The organism is Lentilactobacillus sp. (assembly GCF_040773105.1).
Lineage (GTDB): Bacteria > Bacillota > Bacilli > Lactobacillales > Lactobacillaceae > Lentilactobacillus > Lentilactobacillus parabuchneri.
Window position 1 is genome coordinate 1 of the sequence record NZ_JAXGWW010000016.1, and the last position, 18,286, is coordinate 18,286.

Annotated in this window: 19 protein-coding genes; 1 reads left to right on the plus strand and 18 read right to left on the minus strand. The window is 44.4% G+C overall.

All coding sequences use genetic code 11. The features are described from left to right. Positions 1-110: 110 nt before the first annotated feature. The 12 genes from AB3112_RS01685 to AB3112_RS01740 all read right to left on the minus strand — a co-directional run bounded on the left by AB3112_RS01685 (position 111) and on the right by AB3112_RS01740 (position 12,121). Positions 111-458, minus strand: a complete 348-nt coding sequence (locus tag AB3112_RS01685) for a cell division protein SepF (protein ID WP_057910864.1) — start codon at positions 456-458, stop codon at positions 111-113. 47 nt (positions 459-505) lie between these two features. Beyond that, the gene (gene ftsZ, locus AB3112_RS01690) at positions 506-1,786 is read right to left on the minus strand and encodes a cell division protein FtsZ (protein ID WP_367333872.1); all 1,281 of its coding nucleotides are present in this window, start codon (positions 1,784-1,786) and stop codon (positions 506-508) included. A 27-nt stretch (positions 1,787-1,813) separates the two neighbouring features. Next, positions 1,814-3,118, minus strand: coding sequence for a cell division protein FtsA (gene ftsA / locus AB3112_RS01695; protein ID WP_367333873.1), 1,305 nt, complete (start codon positions 3,116-3,118; stop codon positions 1,814-1,816). A gap of 88 nt (positions 3,119-3,206) precedes the next feature. Then, complete coding sequence (locus AB3112_RS01700; protein WP_057910859.1) at positions 3,207-3,989, minus strand: cell division protein FtsQ/DivIB; 783 nt, start codon at positions 3,987-3,989, stop codon at positions 3,207-3,209. A 25-nt stretch (positions 3,990-4,014) separates the two neighbouring features. After that, positions 4,015-5,106 carry an undecaprenyldiphospho-muramoylpentapeptide beta-N-acetylglucosaminyltransferase gene (gene murG / locus AB3112_RS01705; RefSeq protein WP_367333874.1) on the minus strand — a complete coding sequence of 364 codons (1,092 nt, stop codon included), beginning with the start codon at positions 5,104-5,106 and terminating at the stop codon, positions 4,015-4,017. Further along, positions 5,103-6,485, minus strand: a complete 1,383-nt coding sequence (gene murD, locus AB3112_RS01710; RefSeq protein WP_084972797.1) for a UDP-N-acetylmuramoyl-L-alanine--D-glutamate ligase — start codon at positions 6,483-6,485, stop codon at positions 5,103-5,105. Before murD ends, murG begins: the two co-directional genes overlap by 4 nt. 72 nt (positions 6,486-6,557) lie before the next feature. Then, a complete protein-coding gene (mraY, locus tag AB3112_RS01715) occupies positions 6,558-7,517 on the minus strand; it encodes a phospho-N-acetylmuramoyl-pentapeptide-transferase (RefSeq protein ID WP_057910856.1) in 960 nt (319 codons plus the stop codon). 22 nt (positions 7,518-7,539) lie between these two features. Then, complete coding sequence (locus AB3112_RS01720; RefSeq protein WP_367333875.1) at positions 7,540-9,699, minus strand: penicillin-binding transpeptidase domain-containing protein; 2,160 nt, start codon at positions 9,697-9,699, stop codon at positions 7,540-7,542. Beyond that, positions 9,696-10,070 carry a cell division protein FtsL gene (ftsL, locus tag AB3112_RS01725; RefSeq protein ID WP_057910854.1) on the minus strand — a complete coding sequence of 125 codons (375 nt, stop codon included), beginning with the start codon at positions 10,068-10,070 and terminating at the stop codon, positions 9,696-9,698. Before ftsL ends, AB3112_RS01720 begins: the two co-directional genes overlap by 4 nt. 21 nt (positions 10,071-10,091) lie before the next feature. After that, the gene (rsmH, locus tag AB3112_RS01730; RefSeq protein ID WP_057910853.1) at positions 10,092-11,039 is read right to left on the minus strand and encodes a 16S rRNA (cytosine(1402)-N(4))-methyltransferase RsmH; all 948 of its coding nucleotides are present in this window, start codon (positions 11,037-11,039) and stop codon (positions 10,092-10,094) included. Positions 11,040-11,071: 32 nt separating this feature from the next. Further along, complete coding sequence (gene mraZ / locus AB3112_RS01735) at positions 11,072-11,497, minus strand: division/cell wall cluster transcriptional repressor MraZ (RefSeq protein ID WP_057910852.1); 426 nt, start codon at positions 11,495-11,497, stop codon at positions 11,072-11,074. A 240-nt stretch (positions 11,498-11,737) separates the two neighbouring features. After that, entirely contained in the window at positions 11,738-12,121 is a 384-nt protein-coding gene (locus tag AB3112_RS01740) for a DUF3397 domain-containing protein (protein ID WP_057910851.1), read from the minus strand. A gap of 83 nt (positions 12,122-12,204) precedes the next feature. Here AB3112_RS01740 and AB3112_RS01745 point away from each other — a divergent pair, with 83 nt between their 5' ends. After that, entirely contained in the window at positions 12,205-12,327 is a 123-nt protein-coding gene (locus AB3112_RS01745) for a DUF4044 domain-containing protein (RefSeq protein ID WP_314322335.1), read from the plus strand. Between the two features lie 88 nt (positions 12,328-12,415). Here AB3112_RS01745 and AB3112_RS01750 read toward each other — a convergent pair whose 3' ends face one another. The 6 genes from AB3112_RS01750 to AB3112_RS01775 all read right to left on the minus strand — a co-directional run. After that, positions 12,416-14,743, minus strand: a complete 2,328-nt coding sequence (locus AB3112_RS01750; protein WP_367333876.1) for a DNA translocase FtsK — start codon at positions 14,741-14,743, stop codon at positions 12,416-12,418. A gap of 36 nt (positions 14,744-14,779) precedes the next feature. Then, a complete protein-coding gene (locus AB3112_RS01755) occupies positions 14,780-15,292 on the minus strand; it encodes a tRNA (cytidine(34)-2'-O)-methyltransferase (RefSeq protein ID WP_084972801.1) in 513 nt (170 codons plus the stop codon). 17 nt (positions 15,293-15,309) lie between these two features. Continuing rightward, entirely contained in the window at positions 15,310-16,158 is an 849-nt protein-coding gene (locus tag AB3112_RS01760) for a methyltransferase domain-containing protein (protein ID WP_084997986.1), read from the minus strand. Positions 16,159-16,278: 120 nt separating this feature from the next. Next, complete coding sequence (locus tag AB3112_RS01765; RefSeq protein WP_084972803.1) at positions 16,279-17,172, minus strand: RluA family pseudouridine synthase; 894 nt, start codon at positions 17,170-17,172, stop codon at positions 16,279-16,281. Then, on the minus strand, positions 17,165-17,977 hold the full coding sequence (locus AB3112_RS01770) for an NAD kinase (protein ID WP_057910846.1): 813 nt from the start codon (positions 17,975-17,977) through the stop codon (positions 17,165-17,167). Before AB3112_RS01770 ends, AB3112_RS01765 begins: the two co-directional genes overlap by 8 nt. Beyond that, positions 17,955-18,286 (minus strand): GTP pyrophosphokinase family protein (locus AB3112_RS01775; protein ID WP_367333877.1); only part of this gene is annotated, 332 nt, incomplete at its 5' end. The genes AB3112_RS01775 and AB3112_RS01770, both read right to left, overlap by 23 nt.

Sequence of the window (18,286 nt, forward strand, 5' to 3'; positions counted from 1 at the left end):
AAAGCATAAACAACGATGGCCAGCATATAGATGCTGATCGCCTTGTTAATTAACCAGACTGCGTAAATTATAAATGTTGCCAATTAGGTTGCTCCTTATTCTAATGAAATTTACTGAGTAACTTGAAATTTTTTGGGCGAACAAATGAAGATATTCTTACCCAAACGGTTGATTGACCCATGAATGGCAAATAAAACGCCATTTAAAAAATCAACCATCCGCGAAGCCGAATTAACATCCAGCTTATCGAGCTTAATGATAACGGCGCTATCTTCCAAAAGCTTTTGGGCAATCTCGTCGACATCCGTATAGTTAATCGGTTCAAACACAATAATACTGCTTGATTCTGGTTCCTGTCTATTCATAAGTACGACATTATCAGCCGGCTTTTCGATTTGATTTTCTGGTTGGTCTTCGGTATCCATCCCAAAAAAATTAGCTAAATTAAATTTTGGCATTTCGTTTCCTTTCACATGCACCAAACAATCCGCACCGGTCAATCAGGTTACTTGCCTCGACGACGGTGCTTGAAGAATGGTGGACTGTCGTCTTGAGAGTCATCACTGGTATCTACTTTGGTGTCATCAGAATTAACATCTGGCTGGAATGGATCGAAATCCTTCTTCTCAACATCGCTGAACTCGTCTTGAGCTGCAGGACGGGTTGCGGCTGGTTCTTTTCTGATGTCCCAATTACCAAGTGGATCACTCTTTGAGTTATCTTGTTGATTATCATTATCTTGAGTTTGGCGATCAGTGTGAGGACGGGCAGTTGGCTGTGGACGGGCACTTCTCGTGCGTCGTGAAGCCAAACGGCCTTGTTCCGCCTTCTTCTTGTCAATTCCAGTGGCGATCACGGTCACCCGAACTTCATCACCCAAAGATTCGTCAATTGAGGTTCCAAAAATAATGTTAACGTCGCTAGTAGCAGCTTGTGAGACAATGTCTGATGCATCTTGTGCTTCAAATAATGACAGATCTGGGCCACCGGTAATGTTAAGAAGGACCTGTTCTGCACCATCAATTGAAACTTCCAACAATGGTGAGGAAATCGCTTTCTTAGTTGCTTCAGCAGTCCGATTTTCGCCATTGGCAGTTCCGACACCCATCAATGCAGAACCTTGGTCTTGCATTGTGGTCTTAACGTCGGCAAAGTCCAAGTTAACGTATCCAGGGCTGGTAATCAAATCTGAGATTCCTTGAACACCCTGACGTAACACATTATCGGCTTCCTTAAAGGCATCCATCATCGGCGTCTTCTTATCAACCATTTCAAGTAATCGGTTGTTAGAGATAACGATTAATGTATCAACGTTTTCCTTTAATTGGGCAACCCCTTCATCGGCATACTTTGCTCGTCTTGGACCTTCAAAACTGAATGGTCGAGTCACAACTCCGACGGTAAGTGCACCTTGATCCTTAGCGATCTTGGCGACGATTGGTGCGGCACCGTTACCAGTACCACCACCCATTCCGGCAGTCACGAAAACCATGTCGGCACCTTCAAGGGCTTCAGTCAGTGCTTCTTCACTTTCCTCGGCTGCTTTGGCACCAATATCTGGATTGGAGCCTGCGCCCAACCCGCGGGTGAGCTTGGGTCCAAGTTGAATCCGAGTTTCAGCTTTGGAAGTTGCCAATGCCTGTACATCAGTATTGGCGACGATAAATTCGACACCCTTTACGTCTGAGTTAATCATTGTGTTGACGGCATTACTTCCCCCGCCACCGACACCAATGACTTTTATGTTTGCACCGTGGTTATCGGTGGAATCTAATGAATATTCCATAATTGTCTTATACCTCCGTTTAAGTGCTTAATCAAAGAAATCACTAAAGAAATTCTTGGTTCCTTCACCGCGTTTTTTCTTTTGTGCTGGTTTCTTAGTTTTCTTGGCTTTCCCTGATACCGGTGTTTGAACCTGTTCAGGTTGGCTAAGCTTTGGCGCCTTGGTTAATGTCGCACCAACGGCTGATCGAACAATCATATCAACGTCTGCCAAATCGGCAAAGTATGATACCAATGAAAGTGCAGCTGTAAACGATGGGTGTCTTAAGCCCATCTGATCAGGAATATAGACCCTGACATTAGTGTTGAATTGGTCAGCGGCTAATTCGGCAATTCCTGGAAGTGCGGCAACCCCGCCAGTCAAAACAATTCCGCCCGGTAAATCAAGCGCTTGAATCTGATTTAAGCGATCCTTAATCCGATCGAATATTTGGCTCAAACGAGCTTCAATAATCTCGGCGAGGTACCGTTCGTCAATGTAAGTCGGTTCTGATTGACCAACAACTTCAACCGGAAATTCATTATCAGCAGAAGCCTGCAGAGAATCAGCGTAACCATAATCACGCTTAATTTTTTCTGCATTGTTCATGGACGTATTCAAAACAATTGAAATGTCTTTGGTAATAAACGTTCCGCCTTCAGGATCGGTTGTCGCGTATTTTAACTGATGGTCGTGGATAACCGAGGCAGTTGTTTGTCCACCACCCAAGTCCACGATGATCGTCCCAAAGTCTTGTTCACCGTCATTTAACACAACGTGGCTCTCGGCCAGAGGGGTTAAGACGGTTGAAACAATGTTCAAGCCGGCTTTGGTAACGGCTTTTTGTAAATTGTGCATAATGCCCTTTGAGCCACTAATGAGCTTTCCGCGCATTTCAAGGCGAACGCCGACCATCCCCCGAGGGTCTTTGATGCCGTCAAACCCATCGACGATGAATTCTTCCGGCTGGATATCAATAATTTCCCGCTCTTGAGGTAAACTTGTCCCTAAAGCTGATGCCGCAACGTTTCTAACATCTTCTTCAGTTATCTCTCGAGACTGGTCATCTAATGTAATGAGCCCATTACATGGTTCAATCCGTAACATGTTCGCTGGAACACTTACGATAACGTCTTTAATCTCAATACTTGCTTTTTCTTGAGCTTGATTTACAGCACTCCGAATTGCGTCGGCAGCTTGATCGATATCCACGATCACCCCACGGCTCAACCCATTAGAAGGCTGATTTCCCACACCAATAACGTTCAATTGCCCTTTTACTTTTTCTGCAACAATTACTTTTATTGAGGTAGTTCCTATATCAAGTCCCACATATAAACCCGAATTATCCATATATGTAAGGAACCTCCACATCTAGAATATTTTCTGAACATATCATAAGTTTAACACAATCATAACCACCGAAAAAGATTAATTAGCACTAATGCGCGTGCGTGGTAGTCGTATTTGTTGCTGATTGCTTTTTGGTGATGGGATACGAATAAGCGCCCACTTCCAAATTGACGACACTTTTGACTTTCAGCTTGGAACTGATGCTTGGATAGTAGTCCATTTTGTCACCAAAACTACTGATTGACGCATAAACTTTATTGCCATCACTCATCTGCAGATAAATCCGATCCGGATTGCTCTTGGTTGGTGAGTAACTGATCGTGTTAATCACCGCGCGAACCGGTGGACTAATCTTTCTGTACTGTTTAATGGTTCGTCTGAGTTTCTTAGGATTCTTGAACCCCTTCAGCACCGGAAAACCAGCTTTGGGATTCAGTACCTTCCCCTTAATGATGACACCACTTTTTAGGATCGGCTGATACCCTCCGCTGACATACAGATACCCAATTGTTGGATACTCTTCAACGGCAATCTTGACCTGGTTAAAATGAACCAGTTTCATCTTGACGGACTGCATCCGCATACTGCGATCCTTCAGTGACTTGGCCAACTTATCAGTCTTTCCCCAAACCGCAAACAAGGACGTCCCCTTTTTAACCGGAGAAAAGCCCTTAATCTGTTGGTCACTGACAATTTCGTTTCCCGAAACCGTCACACTTTTCACCCGACTATAAGATGAAATCATAAAGATCATCACCATTAAAATCACGATCAGTAAGGTAACCAAGGGCCACATTTTCTTGACGTTTCGAATTTGAAAGTCCCGAAACAAGTGGCCCTGATCCTGTTGACTTTGCTTTTGCGTTCCCACGAGTTACCTCCCCCCCCGATAACTTTTAATGTATAAGCGTTCGGGCCAAATTCAAAATTTCATCGGCTGAATCGACGACGCCAAGCTTTTTTGAATTCTCTGCCATTTTCTCACGGGCATCTGAATCATGCATCAATTGATCGACGGCTTTTAGCAAACTTTTAGAATTCAGGTCGTCTTGTTTAATCATTAATGCTGCTCCGCGGGATACCAAGCTCATGGTATTTTTAGTTTGATGATCAGCCGTTACATATGGACTAGGGATCAAAACTGCGGGAATCCCCAACGCCGTAATTTCAGCAATGCTGGTTGCGCCAGAGCGGCCAACGATCAGTGAAACTTTTGGCAGCACCTGAGGCATATTTTTTATGTACGGCAAAATTTTGATGTTACTGCTGATCCGCGTCTTATCGAGCAAATCAATGACGTTTTGATAACGTTTTTGGCCGGTGACAAATACCACTTGATACGTTCGTTTATTAAATTCATTAATCGCACCGATAACGGCTTTATTAATTGCGGGCGCACCTTGACTACCCCCAAATATCAGGACCGTTGGTTGATCGTCTTGAAGACCAATGTCCGACCAGTTGAAAGTACTCTTCATATTGGCAACTTGTTGTGCACGCGGATTTCCCGCGAAAACGACTTTTTCCTTTGGAAACTGCGTGGCCGCTTCTTGAAAGCCAATCGCAATTTTATCAACGTAGCGGCTTAAAAATTTGTTGGTCAGCCCCACCGCGCTGTTTTGCTCATGAATCATCGTTGGGATGTGGGCCTTGGCTGCCGCATAGACCACCGCTCCCGAAACGTAACCCCCAGTGCCGATGACAACATCGGGCTTGAAGTCTTTAATAATCTTTTTGGATTCACGGACACTCTTCAAAAAAAGGGCAACCGTCTTAAAATTTTCAAATGAAAGCGACCGCTTGAACCCTTGAATTTCCAAAGCAATGAAATCAATTCCCTGTTCAGGCACAATGGAACTTTCAAGTCCCCGCTTCGATCCGACGTAGAGGACCTTTGAGTCGGGTTCTTGCTTCATTAAATCCTCAATGATTGCCAGCGCCGGGTAAATGTGGCCCCCGGTGCCGCCTCCGGAAATAATTAATCTCATTGTTGGCCCTCCTCTTTATGCGTTAACTGCTCAACATCTTGAATGTAACGGTCACCACGTTCCTCAAAGGTTTTGAACTGGTCCCAACTAGCATTGGCCGGTGATAGCAGGATAATGTCTCCCTCATCACTAAACGAATAGGCCGCAGGAACGGCTTGGTCCAGATTGTCGACCTTTTGAATGTTGGTGATTCCTGCTTTTTGAAGTGAGGCTTCCAGTAGATCCGCCGTTTCTCCAAACAATACCGCCGCCTTAACGTGGTCCTTAAACTGTGGGATCAGCTTATCAAACGTATAACCCCGATCCAGTCCACCGGCTAAAAGCACCACTGGCTTGTCAAATCCTTCAAGTGCCATTTGAGTGGCTTCAATGTCGGTAGCCTTGGAATCGTTATAGAATTTACGGCCATTAGCCTCAAGAACAAACTGAAGTCTGTGACGGACTCCGGTAAACGTCTCTAAAACGTTGGTAATTGCCAGGTTGGACTTGCCCAATACTTTGGCACAAGCAATTGCAGCCAGGGCATTTTCGACGTTTTGCTTTCCAGGGACTTTAATGTCGTCTGCGTTCATGATGAACTCGTCATTGTAATAGAGCTTACCGTTTTTTTCGTAGGCCCCCTTGTCAATTTCAGAAGTGCGGGCAAACGGCACAACCTTGGCCGCGCTTCGATGACTCAATTGTCGCCACTCTTCTGAATCGAAATTAACAACGAAGAAATCATCAGGCGTTTGGTTCATGGTAATTCGCATTTTTGCGTTAACATAGTTTTCCCGAGTCTTGTGATAATCCAAATGATTCGAAAAAATATTGGTTAGGACCGCAACGTGGGGGTGCAGTGTTTTAATCCCCAGCAGCATAAAACTTGAAAGTTCCATTACAATCGTGTCATCTGCTGATGCCTTCTTAGCCGTTTCTGTGGCTGAAATACCAATGTTGCCCGCGGCGTATGCCCGACCACTTTTCCGTTCCTGGTTTAAGATTTCGGTAATCATGGTGACGGTCGTTGTTTTCCCGTTGCTTCCCGTCACCCCAATAATCTCCGCGTCCGTTATCTGAGAGGCCAATTCAACCTCAGTGATGATTGGCAAATGGTGGTTAACCGCTGCGGCCACCACCGCGTTGTCGTATGGAATACCCGGATTTTTGATCATGATATCAAATCCGTCGTCTAAAATAGCGGGGTCCTGTTTTCCGGTAATCGTTTGAATTCCGGCATCGGCCAACTCTTCGATTTCCGGCAGCTCTGAACTTGGCTTGGAATCGCTTAAGACAACCGTTGCCCCAAGTTCCTTAAGAAGTTCGGCGGCATGCGTACCGCTTTTACCTGCACCCAGAACCAGTACTTTTTTATTTCGATAATCATTAATTGTTTTCATTGTTTTTCCTCGTTTTTAATTACTTGAATAGTCAAATAGGCTGGATCAAAACCAGCCGTTTTGTTCCAACCTCTAAATAATTGTCAGGATACTAATAGCGGATGCGACAAGCGCAATCGACCAGAAGACGGTGTCCACCTTCCATTCCGACCAACCTTTCATCTCGAAATGATGATGAATAGGTGTCATTAAGAAGACCCGCTTGCCAGTTGTTTTAAAGGATGCTACTTGAATCATCACGCTGGCAGTCTCACAAACGTAAATAATTCCAATAATTAACAGTGAGAATTCGTGGTGCACCAGCACTGACACACAGGCAAGTGCGCCGCCAAGTGCCAGAGACCCCATGTCCCCCATGAAAATCTTTGCGGGCTTGTGGTTGTAAATGAAGAATCCCAACAGTCCACCTACAACTGCGAAACAAAAAACACCCACCTCGTTTTGCCGTTGCATCATGGCAATAATACCATATGCCGCAAAGGAAATGATTCCCAGGCCGGCAACTAATCCGTCCAATCCGTCCGTTAAATTGACTGCGTTGGTGAAGCCAACCAGCCAAAAGACGATGAATAAAATATACCAGTAGCCCAGATGAAGGTCCCCACCAAATGGGATTTTAATCGCCATTGGAAAGCCTTCATGTATGTATACTGCCGAGAAAACCAAGGCAGCCACAATTTGACCCAAGAGTTTTTGCCAAGCTCTCAGTCCAAGATTTCGTCGTTTGAACAATTTGATGCTGTCATCCCACATCCCAATCAGTCCGTAAGCAACCAGGACAAACAGCAAAATCAGTAACGTCGGGTTAAGCATGTGTTCAAACCAACCATAGACGAGACTGGTAATCACAATTGCAACAATGAATAAGCTGCCACCCATCGTGGGCGTGCCAGACTTTTTCTCATGCCACTTTGGCCCCTCGTCTCGGATCATTTGGCCCTCATGCCGTCGCCGGAAATATTTAATCAGGCTTGGCATGAACAATGCCGTTATCAAAAATGCGCTTAATAAAGGTGTTATCCAATTACCCATAGTTCTTTTTTACCATCCTTACCTATTCAAAATTTACTTTTAGCGTGTCCCCTGATGAAATTGATTTCTCAAAACTGATACTTTGACTGTCGGCATAGCCCTTCCCGGTCGATTCAAGCTTGAGCCCTGTGAGCGAACAGAATTCTTCAACATCGTTTTTAGACCAGCCAATAATTCGTGGCATTTTCCAGCCCTTGGAAGTCAAAATAAAGACCCGTTTTTGTTCACTAACCGATTTACCAGCACTCGGTGATTGCTTCAAGACCGTATCACCACTACCAATGGTAACCACGTTAAAGCCCTTTTCATTTAAAATCCGTTTGGCATAAGTTGTGGTCTGATAGGCAACTGATGGCATTGTCCGTTTAACGGTTGTTTGCTTCGCATTAGAATTTTGCAAAGCACGTGTGATCACAGGCTTAAAGATCTCTGCCAAGAGTTGAGTAGCCGTTTTGGTTCCGGTTAGCTTCGGCTGCTTCATAGTGATAAACATCACGTAACGTGGATTGTTTGCGGGGACCATTCCAGCAACTGAGTACAAGTAACTGTCATCTCCGGACGCATACCCGCCGGAGCCATTGCTGACTTGGGCAGTTCCTGTTTTAGCAGCAACCCGATAGCCCTTAATTTTGTAATCAGCTCCGATTCCGTAACTCTTGTAAACAACGTCTTGCATGTGTTTTCTAACTGCTTTGGCCGTTTGCGCACTGATCGGATGGCCAACCACCTGCTTGCCATACTTCTTAACGGTCTTTTTATTGGTTGAATTCGTCACTTTAGAAATAAAGTATGGCTTCATCATTGTACCATTATTTGAAACGGCAGTTAACGCCTGCATCATCTGCATGGTGGTGACTTCAATTCCTTGACCAAATGCCGAATCAGCCTGCTCAATTGGATAAGTGAATTGCAGCTTTCCTGACAGTTCGCCCGGTAAGCCGCTGTTTGTAGACTTCAAGAACCCAAATCGTTTAATATATTTTTTCCAAGTCTTGGGTCCCATCTGCTGCTCCAAATGAGCCATGGCGACGTTACTTGAAAGTGCAAACCCTTTATTGTAGGTGATATACCCCCAGCCGCTCGGGTTCCAGTCTGGAACGATCTTGCCATCGATGGAGTAACGTCCTGATTCGTAGGTATCATTCCCGTTATAGTGGCCAGAGTCAATGGATGCAGACATCGTAAAAATCTTCATCGTTGAACCAGGTTCATAAGTGTCAGCCGTTAACGTATTGGTCCATGCAGATCCAATCCCGCTCAATGTCGCGGCGTTAAACGTTGGCCGTTGGGAAGCGGCGACAATCTTGCCGGTTTTGGCATCCATCAAAACCGCATTCATCCCTGCCGGGTGAACCTGAGACTGTACCGAGTTCATTTCACTTTCCAGTAACGTTTGAATGCGTGAATCAATTGTGGTGTAAATATTGTCCCCGTTTTTGGCGGGTTTTTCTTTTTGTCGTTTACCTGGCAGTTTATAGCCATAAACATCATATTGAGCGTCTTTATAGCCGTTACGCCCGGATAGCGTCTTATTGAACGCTTGTTCAATGCCCATTTGGCCAACTAAATTCGATGCCCCGGTCTTTTTGTTGGTTTCCGAAACCGCAACCCCGATTAAATTAGACGAAAAAACACCGTTGGGGTATAATCTGGCCTGTTTTTGCACAAAATCAATTCCAGGAAGCTTTTTGGCCTCAATCTTTTTCTTGGTTAGTAATGAAATATTGGTCCCAGCGCTTCCAAATTCAACTTGGAAAGGATGCTTATTTTTAGGTGAAAGGATCTTCAACGCTTTTTTCTTCGTGATTGGTAGATATTTTGCAAGAACACTGGCAGTCTTATTTTTGTTAACAACGTAAAGTGGCTTACCAGTCAAGCTACGCTGACTCTTGTCCAAAACTGCGTATAACGAATATGTACTGGTATCTTCTGCAATCGGATTTCCGTTTGCATCATAAATAGATCCTCGTCTGGCTTTGAGGGTCTGGGTTTGGGTATAGAGCTTTTCAGCACGGTCATTTAAATTAACGTTTTTGACGTTCTTGCCAACTGCAATCACCAGCAGGCGAGTACCTAAAAATGCAAAAAGCAGGAAAAATGCAAGGAAGAGACTAATTCCAACAATTTTCCGGCTTTTACGGGCATTCAGTTTTTCAGCAGAACGATCCGATGAATCTTTCATTTAGTAACATTCCTTATGTTTGCGTTCGAAAGCGACATGCCACTCTTGTGCGCAATTTTATCTAAGCGGGTACTACTTTGCAGTTCCCCGATTTGTTGTTTCAGGTTCGTATTATTATTGCGAACATTGACAATTTGATTGTCCAGATGCTGCAGCTCATGTTGTGAGTTTGATAATGCAATCTTGGATGATACAACTACTAACATTAACACAGTTAGCATTGCACTTCCACAAACAATTAACAGCTTTTCAAACGATGACAACTTGAGTGCTTTTCCAATGCTCACCCGTTTGATTTGAACTTTTTCGGGTTCAGAAACAGACGGTTGTGGTTCTTCTGTCAAATTCCGTGCTAAATTATTTTGGGCCATAATATGTACTCTTCCTTTATTCTAAATTTTAATGCGTTCAATTATCCGCAGCTTCGCACTATGTGACCGGTGATTGTCTTTCAGCTCTTCTGCAGTTGGAATAATTGGTTTTCGAGTAATACTTTTAAATTTCGGTTTAATTCCCTCAGGAATGATTGGTAAATTAGGTGGCAGATCCGGCAAGGACGTTTTTTCTTTAAACATTGTCTTAACAAGCCGGTCTTCCAATGATTGAAACGTTATAACACTAATTCTCCCACTAACTTTTAACAAATCAAGCGCCTGTTCCAAAGAATCTTCCAATGCAGAAAGCTCGTCATTGACGGCAATTCTGATTGCTTGGAACACTTTTTTGGCGGGATGGCCGCCGTGACGCCTTGCTGCTGCGGGGATTCCCTCCTTAATCACCTCAACTAAATCAGAAGTGGTGTCAATGGGATGGTCTTTTCTAACTGCTTCAATCCGTCTGGCAATTGATTTCGAAAATTTTTCTTCCCCATAACGGTAAAAGATTCGGACCAATTTTTCATATGGCCATTCGTTGACAACCTTCCAGGCATCGACTGGATTATCTTGGTCCATTCGCATATCAAGTCGGGCGTCAAAGCGATAACTAAAGCCCCTTCCAGCTTCGTCAAATTGGGGAGAAGAAACGCCAAGATCGTACACGATCCCGTTAATCTCGGTAACCCCCAGACTGCTCAATGCTTCTTTTAGGTTGCGGAAGTTATCGTGAACCAGGGTTAATTTCCCATCCTCAAGGTACTTCGAGAGGTGCTTTTGGTTGTAATCAATGGCTTCCTCATCTTGATCAAAGGAATATAGATGGCCGCCGGTGAGTTGCTTTAATATTTTAGTGGTGTGTCCCCCACCACCAAGTGTGGCATCCACATACGTTCCGTTCGGGTCGATGTTTAATCCATCAACCGCTTCGTTCAGTAGTACCGTTACGTGCTTAAAGTCAGCCATTCAATCACCCCCCGTTTGTTAAAATGTCCTGTCTAAAAATCAATCATATTTTCAGCAATGTCATTAAAGTTTTCTTCAGCATCATTCGTAAAGTCGTTCCAGCGGTCGTCGCTCCAAATTTCAAAACGATTGGAAACGCCGACAACAACACATTTCTTTTCGATCTTCGCGTAATCACGCAATGTGTTTGGAATGTTAATTCTTCCCTGCCGGTCAAATTCACATTCAACTGCGGCGGAGAAGAAGAAACGCGTAAAATACCGCGCGTCTTTTTTGTTAATGGGAAGCGTGTCAATCTTTCCCTGTACTTTTTCCCATTCGGTCATTGGATACCCAAAAAGGCATCCGTCCATTCCGCGAGTGACGACAAGTTTGTCGCCAAGATCTTGGCGGAACTTTGCGGGGATGATGATACGACCTTTGGCATCGATATTGTGTTGATATTCACCCATGAACATGTCGTCATCACCCCTAATTTCAGCTTGCAATCACATTCTACCACAATTCACCACTATCAACCACGCATCCTCAATTTTTGTAAAAATTTTGTTATAAACTGGTTGAGATCAGAATTGAAATGCCGTCAGAACAGGGATTGGTGCCCCGACATCAAGAGTGGTGGATTTCACCTTTATGCAGACAAAAAAAGAACCAAAGTGGTGAATCACCACTTCGGTTCGACGATTGTGCTTATTTTGTTAAACGGCTTGAAAAATAACGAACAAGCCAACGACGATCCAACAGAAGAATAAGAATAGATCGCTGAAGCGCCAAAAGGTCACAAAAAATTTTTTGTACGTTAATTTTGGGTTGGAAAAAATTTGCCAAATCAAAACAATTAAGGTAAGCCCAAGCCAGACAATCACCACTTCGGGAATAAATGACCCCGATAACCCCTCTTTGCTGATTTCATGAATGAAGTACAACAAAATTGGCGGCCAGAAGTCCAGCGGCTTGATGGCAACTTTTGATCGAAAATATTGGTTTTTTCTTAAAATAACTAAGAAGCCGGCAACGATAAACAGAATCAATAATTGAAAAAGAAATGTTGCCGTATTAGTCATCCAAGGAGAAATATGCATGATCGGGCCTCCTGATTTTGACAAAACATATTGCATTGAACGATAATGATAGTTAAACTGTGTATGGAATACAAGAGAAAGTGGTGCAAACATTGGCGCGTAAAAAAAGAACGAGATTTCAAAAAATTACATTGGTTTTCGTATGGCTCATGATTATTGCAACGATCAGTTCACTGGTCATCTCAGCAATCATGACATTTATTTAATCCACATGGATTGAGGATTAGGCCTGGGCAGTTTTTACTGTCCGGGCTTTTTTGTGTCCAAGTTACCACTTTGGTTAAAACACCATGATTACTCTTGTTTTTCCTTATACACCTGTCGCGGCCGGCTGCCATCCTGCGGTCCAATGTAGCCGCGTTTTTCCAGATCATCGATTAAGCGGGCAGCCCGATTATAACCAATTCTGAAGTGTCGTTGAAGCAGTGAGGTACTGGCCTTTTGCTGGTCAACCACAAAATCAAGGGCATCTGAGAATAAATCATCCTCGGAATCTTCTTGATCCTCTTCTTTGATTTCTTCATCACTAACCATCATTGACTCATCATAATCTGCCGACTGTTGATCGGTAATAAATTTCACCACCCGAGAAACGTCCTTATCCGAAATAAATGCGCCCTGAACCCGAATTGGTGTGTTGGAGTCAATCGGCAAAAACAACATGTCCCCACGTCCCAAGAGCTTTTCGGCCCCATTGGTATCAATAATCGTTCTGGAATCAATGCCACTGGAAACCGCAAAGGCAATTCTTGATGGCACGTTTGCTTTAATCAACCCGGTAATGACATCCACGGAAGGACGCTGAGTTGCTAAAATCATATGGATGCCGGCAGCTCGGCCCATCTGTGCCAAACGGATAATCGCAGCTTCAACATCGTTGGAAACCGTCATCATAAGGTCAGCCAATTCATCGACGATAACGACGATATATGGCATCGGCTGAATTTTCGTCTCGTTTTCGCGATTATTCTTGGCGACAAAGTCATTGTAGGTACTAATCTTTCGCTGACCAAATTTGGCAAACAGCTCATAACGGTTTTCCATTTCGGAAACTACCTTTTGCAGTGCTCGGGCAGCCTTCTTCGGCTCGGAAACCACCGGACTCAACAAATGCGGAATCCCATTATAGACACCAAGCTCCACTTTTTTAGGATCAATCAGCATCAATTTGACCTGACTGGGTTTGGCGTGAAGCAAGATACTCGTGATAATGCCATTGATCGCAACAGATTTACCACTACCAGTTGACCCGGCAATCAGTAAATGGGGCATCTTGGTCAAGTCAGCGGCGATCACATTGCCATTCACGTCTTTTCCAAGCGGCACTTGAAGAATGTGACCGTGGTTGTTTGGCTGATGCTCAACCACGTCACGAAATGAAACCGTCGCAATCTTTCGGTTCGGCACTTCGATCCCAATCAGTGATTTTCCCGGAATTGGTGCTTCAATCCGGATGTCTTTAGCAGCCAGGGCCAAAGCAATATCATCGGCTAAATTCACAATTCGACTGACCTTAACGCCAATATCCGGATGTAGTTCGTACTTGGTCACAGAGGGTCCCAAGCTGACGTGCTTAATTTCTGCCTTAACACCAAAGCTATCAAGCGTCTTTTGCAGCACCTGTGCGTTATGATCAATTGATTTTAGCTCGCCGGATTGATCATCCTGTTGAATCTGAGTCAACAACGACGGACTGGGTAATTTATAGGAATCATCTTCCTTAACGTCAACCAAGTCAACCTCGCCGGTATCTTTGACATCGTCATCTTCTTTTGATGCCGGCTTTTCAGGCTTTTCCTCAGCTGTTTTTTTGACATCTTCAGAAACGGGCATCCCGGAAATCGTAATCGTAGACGAAGACAGCTGATTTGGCTGATTTTCGGCAGTTTCAGGCGTTTGAGATGTTGGGGTAGGATTATCTACCGGCTGCTGGTTTGCGTTTGTCTGCGGCCAATCTCGAGGCTTTACAGCCGGTTTCTTATTTACCTTGGCAGCCTGAGCTTTCAAAAACGTTAATGCTTGTCGAACACCAACAAAGATTTTTGAAAATGAAATGTTGAAAAGAACAAAGCCCCCACACAGGATGACTAAACTGGCAACAATTCCAGTGCCAATCTTTCCAAATAACAAGTGACTGACATAAAAAAGTGCCGTGGCCAAAATTCCGCCGCCAATATTGGAGTCGGTATTGGCCGAGGCCACATCATCCATCAGTTTCTGCCAGTTAAAGCTCATAAAATCAACGGGTTGGGCTGCTTGAACGTATTCAATCAGCGTTAACCACACTAAGACGCCAATTAAGACCAGTAAAGTCCCAAGGGTGTATCTCAGCGGAATTTTAGGCAGCCGGGAAAAGCCGGCAAGGACAAGGCCGAAAATGACAACAACTAATAGTCCAAGCGGGTACAGGCCGCCGACAAAGATTCTGGTCACATTGATCATAAATTTCCCGACAATGCCGGCTTGAAACAACCCGAGCAATGCAAAGATTGCGGCAATTCCACCAACAATATTCCAAGAATATTTATCCAAAAAACTACTTTTACTGGCTGGTTTACGAGTTGACTTACGTGGCCTGCCGCGTTTAGCAGCGGGCCTTTTCGATGTTGTCTTGCGTTTCATCCAAAGGTTCCTCCTTTCGTTAAGAGTCAAACAAACTTATTTTAATTTATCGTGTTCATAGTGATGTGTCCGTTCCAGATGGTTAAATCCCTGCTGCCTCAGTACTTCATAAATCACAATTGCACAGGTATTTGACAGATTCAACGCACGGATATTGTCATCATCTTGCGGAATTCTGATAGCCTTTTCGGGATTCTTGCGCATAAACGGTTCCGGAAGGCCGGTCGTTTCCTTCCCAAATAACAAGTAATAATCCTGATTAGGGTCGGAATAGTCAGGATCGGTATAGTCTTGATTGGCAAATTTAGAAACTAAAAACAACTTCTTGGGATCCTTGACGGTTTTCAAAAATGCCGGAAGGTTCTGGTGGTAATTAATCTGAACCTTATTCCAATAATCGAGCCCGGCACGTTTTAAATGCTTATCATCAATGCTAAACCCCAACGGTTCAATTAAGTCTAAAACCGTGTCGGTTCCGGCACAAGTTCTGGCAATATTGCCCGTATTCGCAGGCATCAGTGGTTCAAACAGTACAATATGATTCGTCATGTTTTCCTCCAAATAATTTAAAAGTTTGCGACCATAACCGACACATCAACTGTGATCGACTCAAGTTGATTAACCAAGTCGTTCGCGTTGTCCTGACGGTCTTTTCCCCAGTGAAGCGGCGTCATGATCATCATGTCACGTTGGTACCCCTCGGGAATTGAAAATGTGTATGTAAGCTCGTTAATTGTCGCATTTGGGTAATGCTTCAAGAATAACTCATAAACCTTTTCGTTGGAGTATGAGCTATTCTTCTGTCCCACCCCAAATAATGCTTCTCGAAGTTCGTGGAGATAGCCGCTATTTGGAATGACTTTGATCAACTTGCCACCGGGTTGAATCACCCGATTAAACTCACCATATGCGGAAGGCGAAAATAAATCAATCACCGCTGAAAAAGTCGCGTCATTAAAAGGCAGCCTGGCTAAATCAGCCACGCAGAAAAAGGCGTCGACCGGCTGTTGGGTAGCCAAGTTAATCCCATCCTTTGAGATATCAAACCCAATCGCGGTATCGTGTGGTTCTCTTAAGGCTAATAAACGGGTTAGGGGCGTCGCTTCCCCGCAGCCAACGTCCAAAATTGTTTCTGGTCGATCACCCAAATGATGACTGATAGCAGCCACGATTGGGTCGAATAACCCCGCCTGTAGGATCCGGTGACGAGATTCCAGCATCCCCTTATCGTATTCGTTGTTGGCCTGCTTGGTTAAGAAAAACAGCGTGCCTTTTTTAGAGAGATCAAAGCTGTGATGTTGTGGGCAAATCAGCGAATAGCCCTCAACCGTGTCAAAAGGTAATTGACACAGCGGACAGCGAAATAGTGCCAAATGATCCGTTATAAATGCTTTTCCAAACTCAATTTTTTTCACTTAAACCCCTCCACAAACGCAGTTCATTATATCACAGTCAAATTTCAAATAAGCCCCCACTTCAAACCCAAAGGAAAAGTTGCTGGAAGCTTCATGACAGAACAGACAGACCAGTTAAAATCAACGTTTATTCAAGCTGATATAGGATTTCATGTCCGCCGGCAAGGGCGCTTGACAATGAATCTCCTGATCGCCAAACGGATCATAAAACGTCAGTTCAGCGCAATGCAAGGCTTGCCTGGGCAGTGAATGATCATCTGGATTATACAGCCAATCGCCAATAAGTGGATGGCCGATTTCACGCATATGAACGCGAATCTGGTGGGTCCTTCCGGTATGCAGACGGACCCGCAGGAGGGTTTGCTTCGCCAGGCGGCAGACTGTCCACGCCTCGGTTACCGAAAGCTTGCCGGAGTCGATGACCTGGCGTTTAACAAATGAACCTTCAACCCGCCCGATTGGCAAATAAATTTCAAAATGCGGCGACGAAATTCGTCCGGCCACAATTGCCAGATAGGTCTTTTGGATCGTCCTGTCCTTAAGCTGTTTATCCAAAACAGAATGGGCAAAGTGGTGCTTGGCAAAAATCACCAGACCGCTGGTATCTTTGTCCAGTCGGGTCACAATATGAATCTTTTGATTGGCGTAGTGTTGCCGCAGATAATAGCCCTTCACGCGGTTGACCAATGAATCATCCGAATAATTGTGTGACGGGACCGAAGCCACCCCAGCCGGCTTATTGACCACCAGAAAGTTGGGATCCTCATAAACAATCTTGATCGGTACGTTGGAGACACTGACATGATCATTTTCCGGTTCTTTAGGAAGCACCACTTTCACAACATCACCGGCATCAAGCAGCCGATTGACCAATGATGGTTCGCCGTTGACCAAGGTTTGGCCGCCATGATACTTAATTTTTTTCAACAGGGTTCTCGTAATGCCATGCCCCATAATAAAGGTCCGCACTTTAATTGGTGCAGACCCGTTATATTTCCATATAAATTCAGTCATCTAAATTAACCTTGCCAATAAATGAATTGCTTACCCGGCGCCAGAACTGAGTGTGACGATACTGGGCAAATGCAATTCGCCGTTTAGAAATACGGTACTCCACCGACTCAACCGGTTCGCTTGAAATCACCTGATGATCACAGGTTAGGATGGTTCGATTCGAACTTTTTGGCACAATTTTGACCCACTCATCCGGTGAAATAATCAGTGGTGAGCCAAGTGTCCGGAAGACCCGGTTGTTAATCGACGATATTTCAGCCATTTGAATCGCATTCAAAGTTGGATTAATGATCGCTCCGCCAACCGACTTGTTATAGGCGGTCGAACCACTTGGGGTCGAAACGCACAAACCATCGCCACGAAAGCTTTCAAATAACGTATCTTTGATATAAACATCCGCAACCATTGAACCGGAAATTTGTTTCAACGTCGATTCGTTGAGTGCGAGTCCCATGTCCGCGCGGCCACCATTAACATAATTGACCTTAATATCCAACAATGGATAGGTCACGCTTTGACCGTCATCATGCTCCAAGCTGTCAACGAGTTCTGAAACCTCATAATCACGCCAATCGGTGTAAAACCCAAGGTGACCTGTATGAATGCCGACCAGCCGAATCCGGTCACTGATATCTTGATAATGATGAAATGCAGACAACAACGTCCCATCCCCACCAACTGAAATCACAATTTCGGGGTTCAGCCCATCGATACTCAAATCGGGCGATTCTTCAATTTTCTTCTTGAGTGACGTCGCCACAATGTTGGACGACTCTCCAAGATTACTGTAAATGGCTATCTTCATCAGACGACTTCCTCACATCTGTCTTCCGGTCCTGCTTTTTAGTTTCTTGAAGTTCGTCTCTAATCTCTGACATTTCTTCGTCAAGATGAAAGGCGGCTTCAGCTGACCGTTCCAGGCGGGCCTTTAAATCATCGGGAAATTCTCCCTTGTATTTGTAATTTAAGGAGTGCTCTACCGTGGCCCAAAAGTTCATGGCCAGCGTTCGTACCTGAATCTCCGCCAAAATCACTTTTTCACCATCCAGCATTTGGACCGGGTACTCGAAAATAATGTGGTAAGAACGGTATCCACTCGGCTTTTTGTTATGAA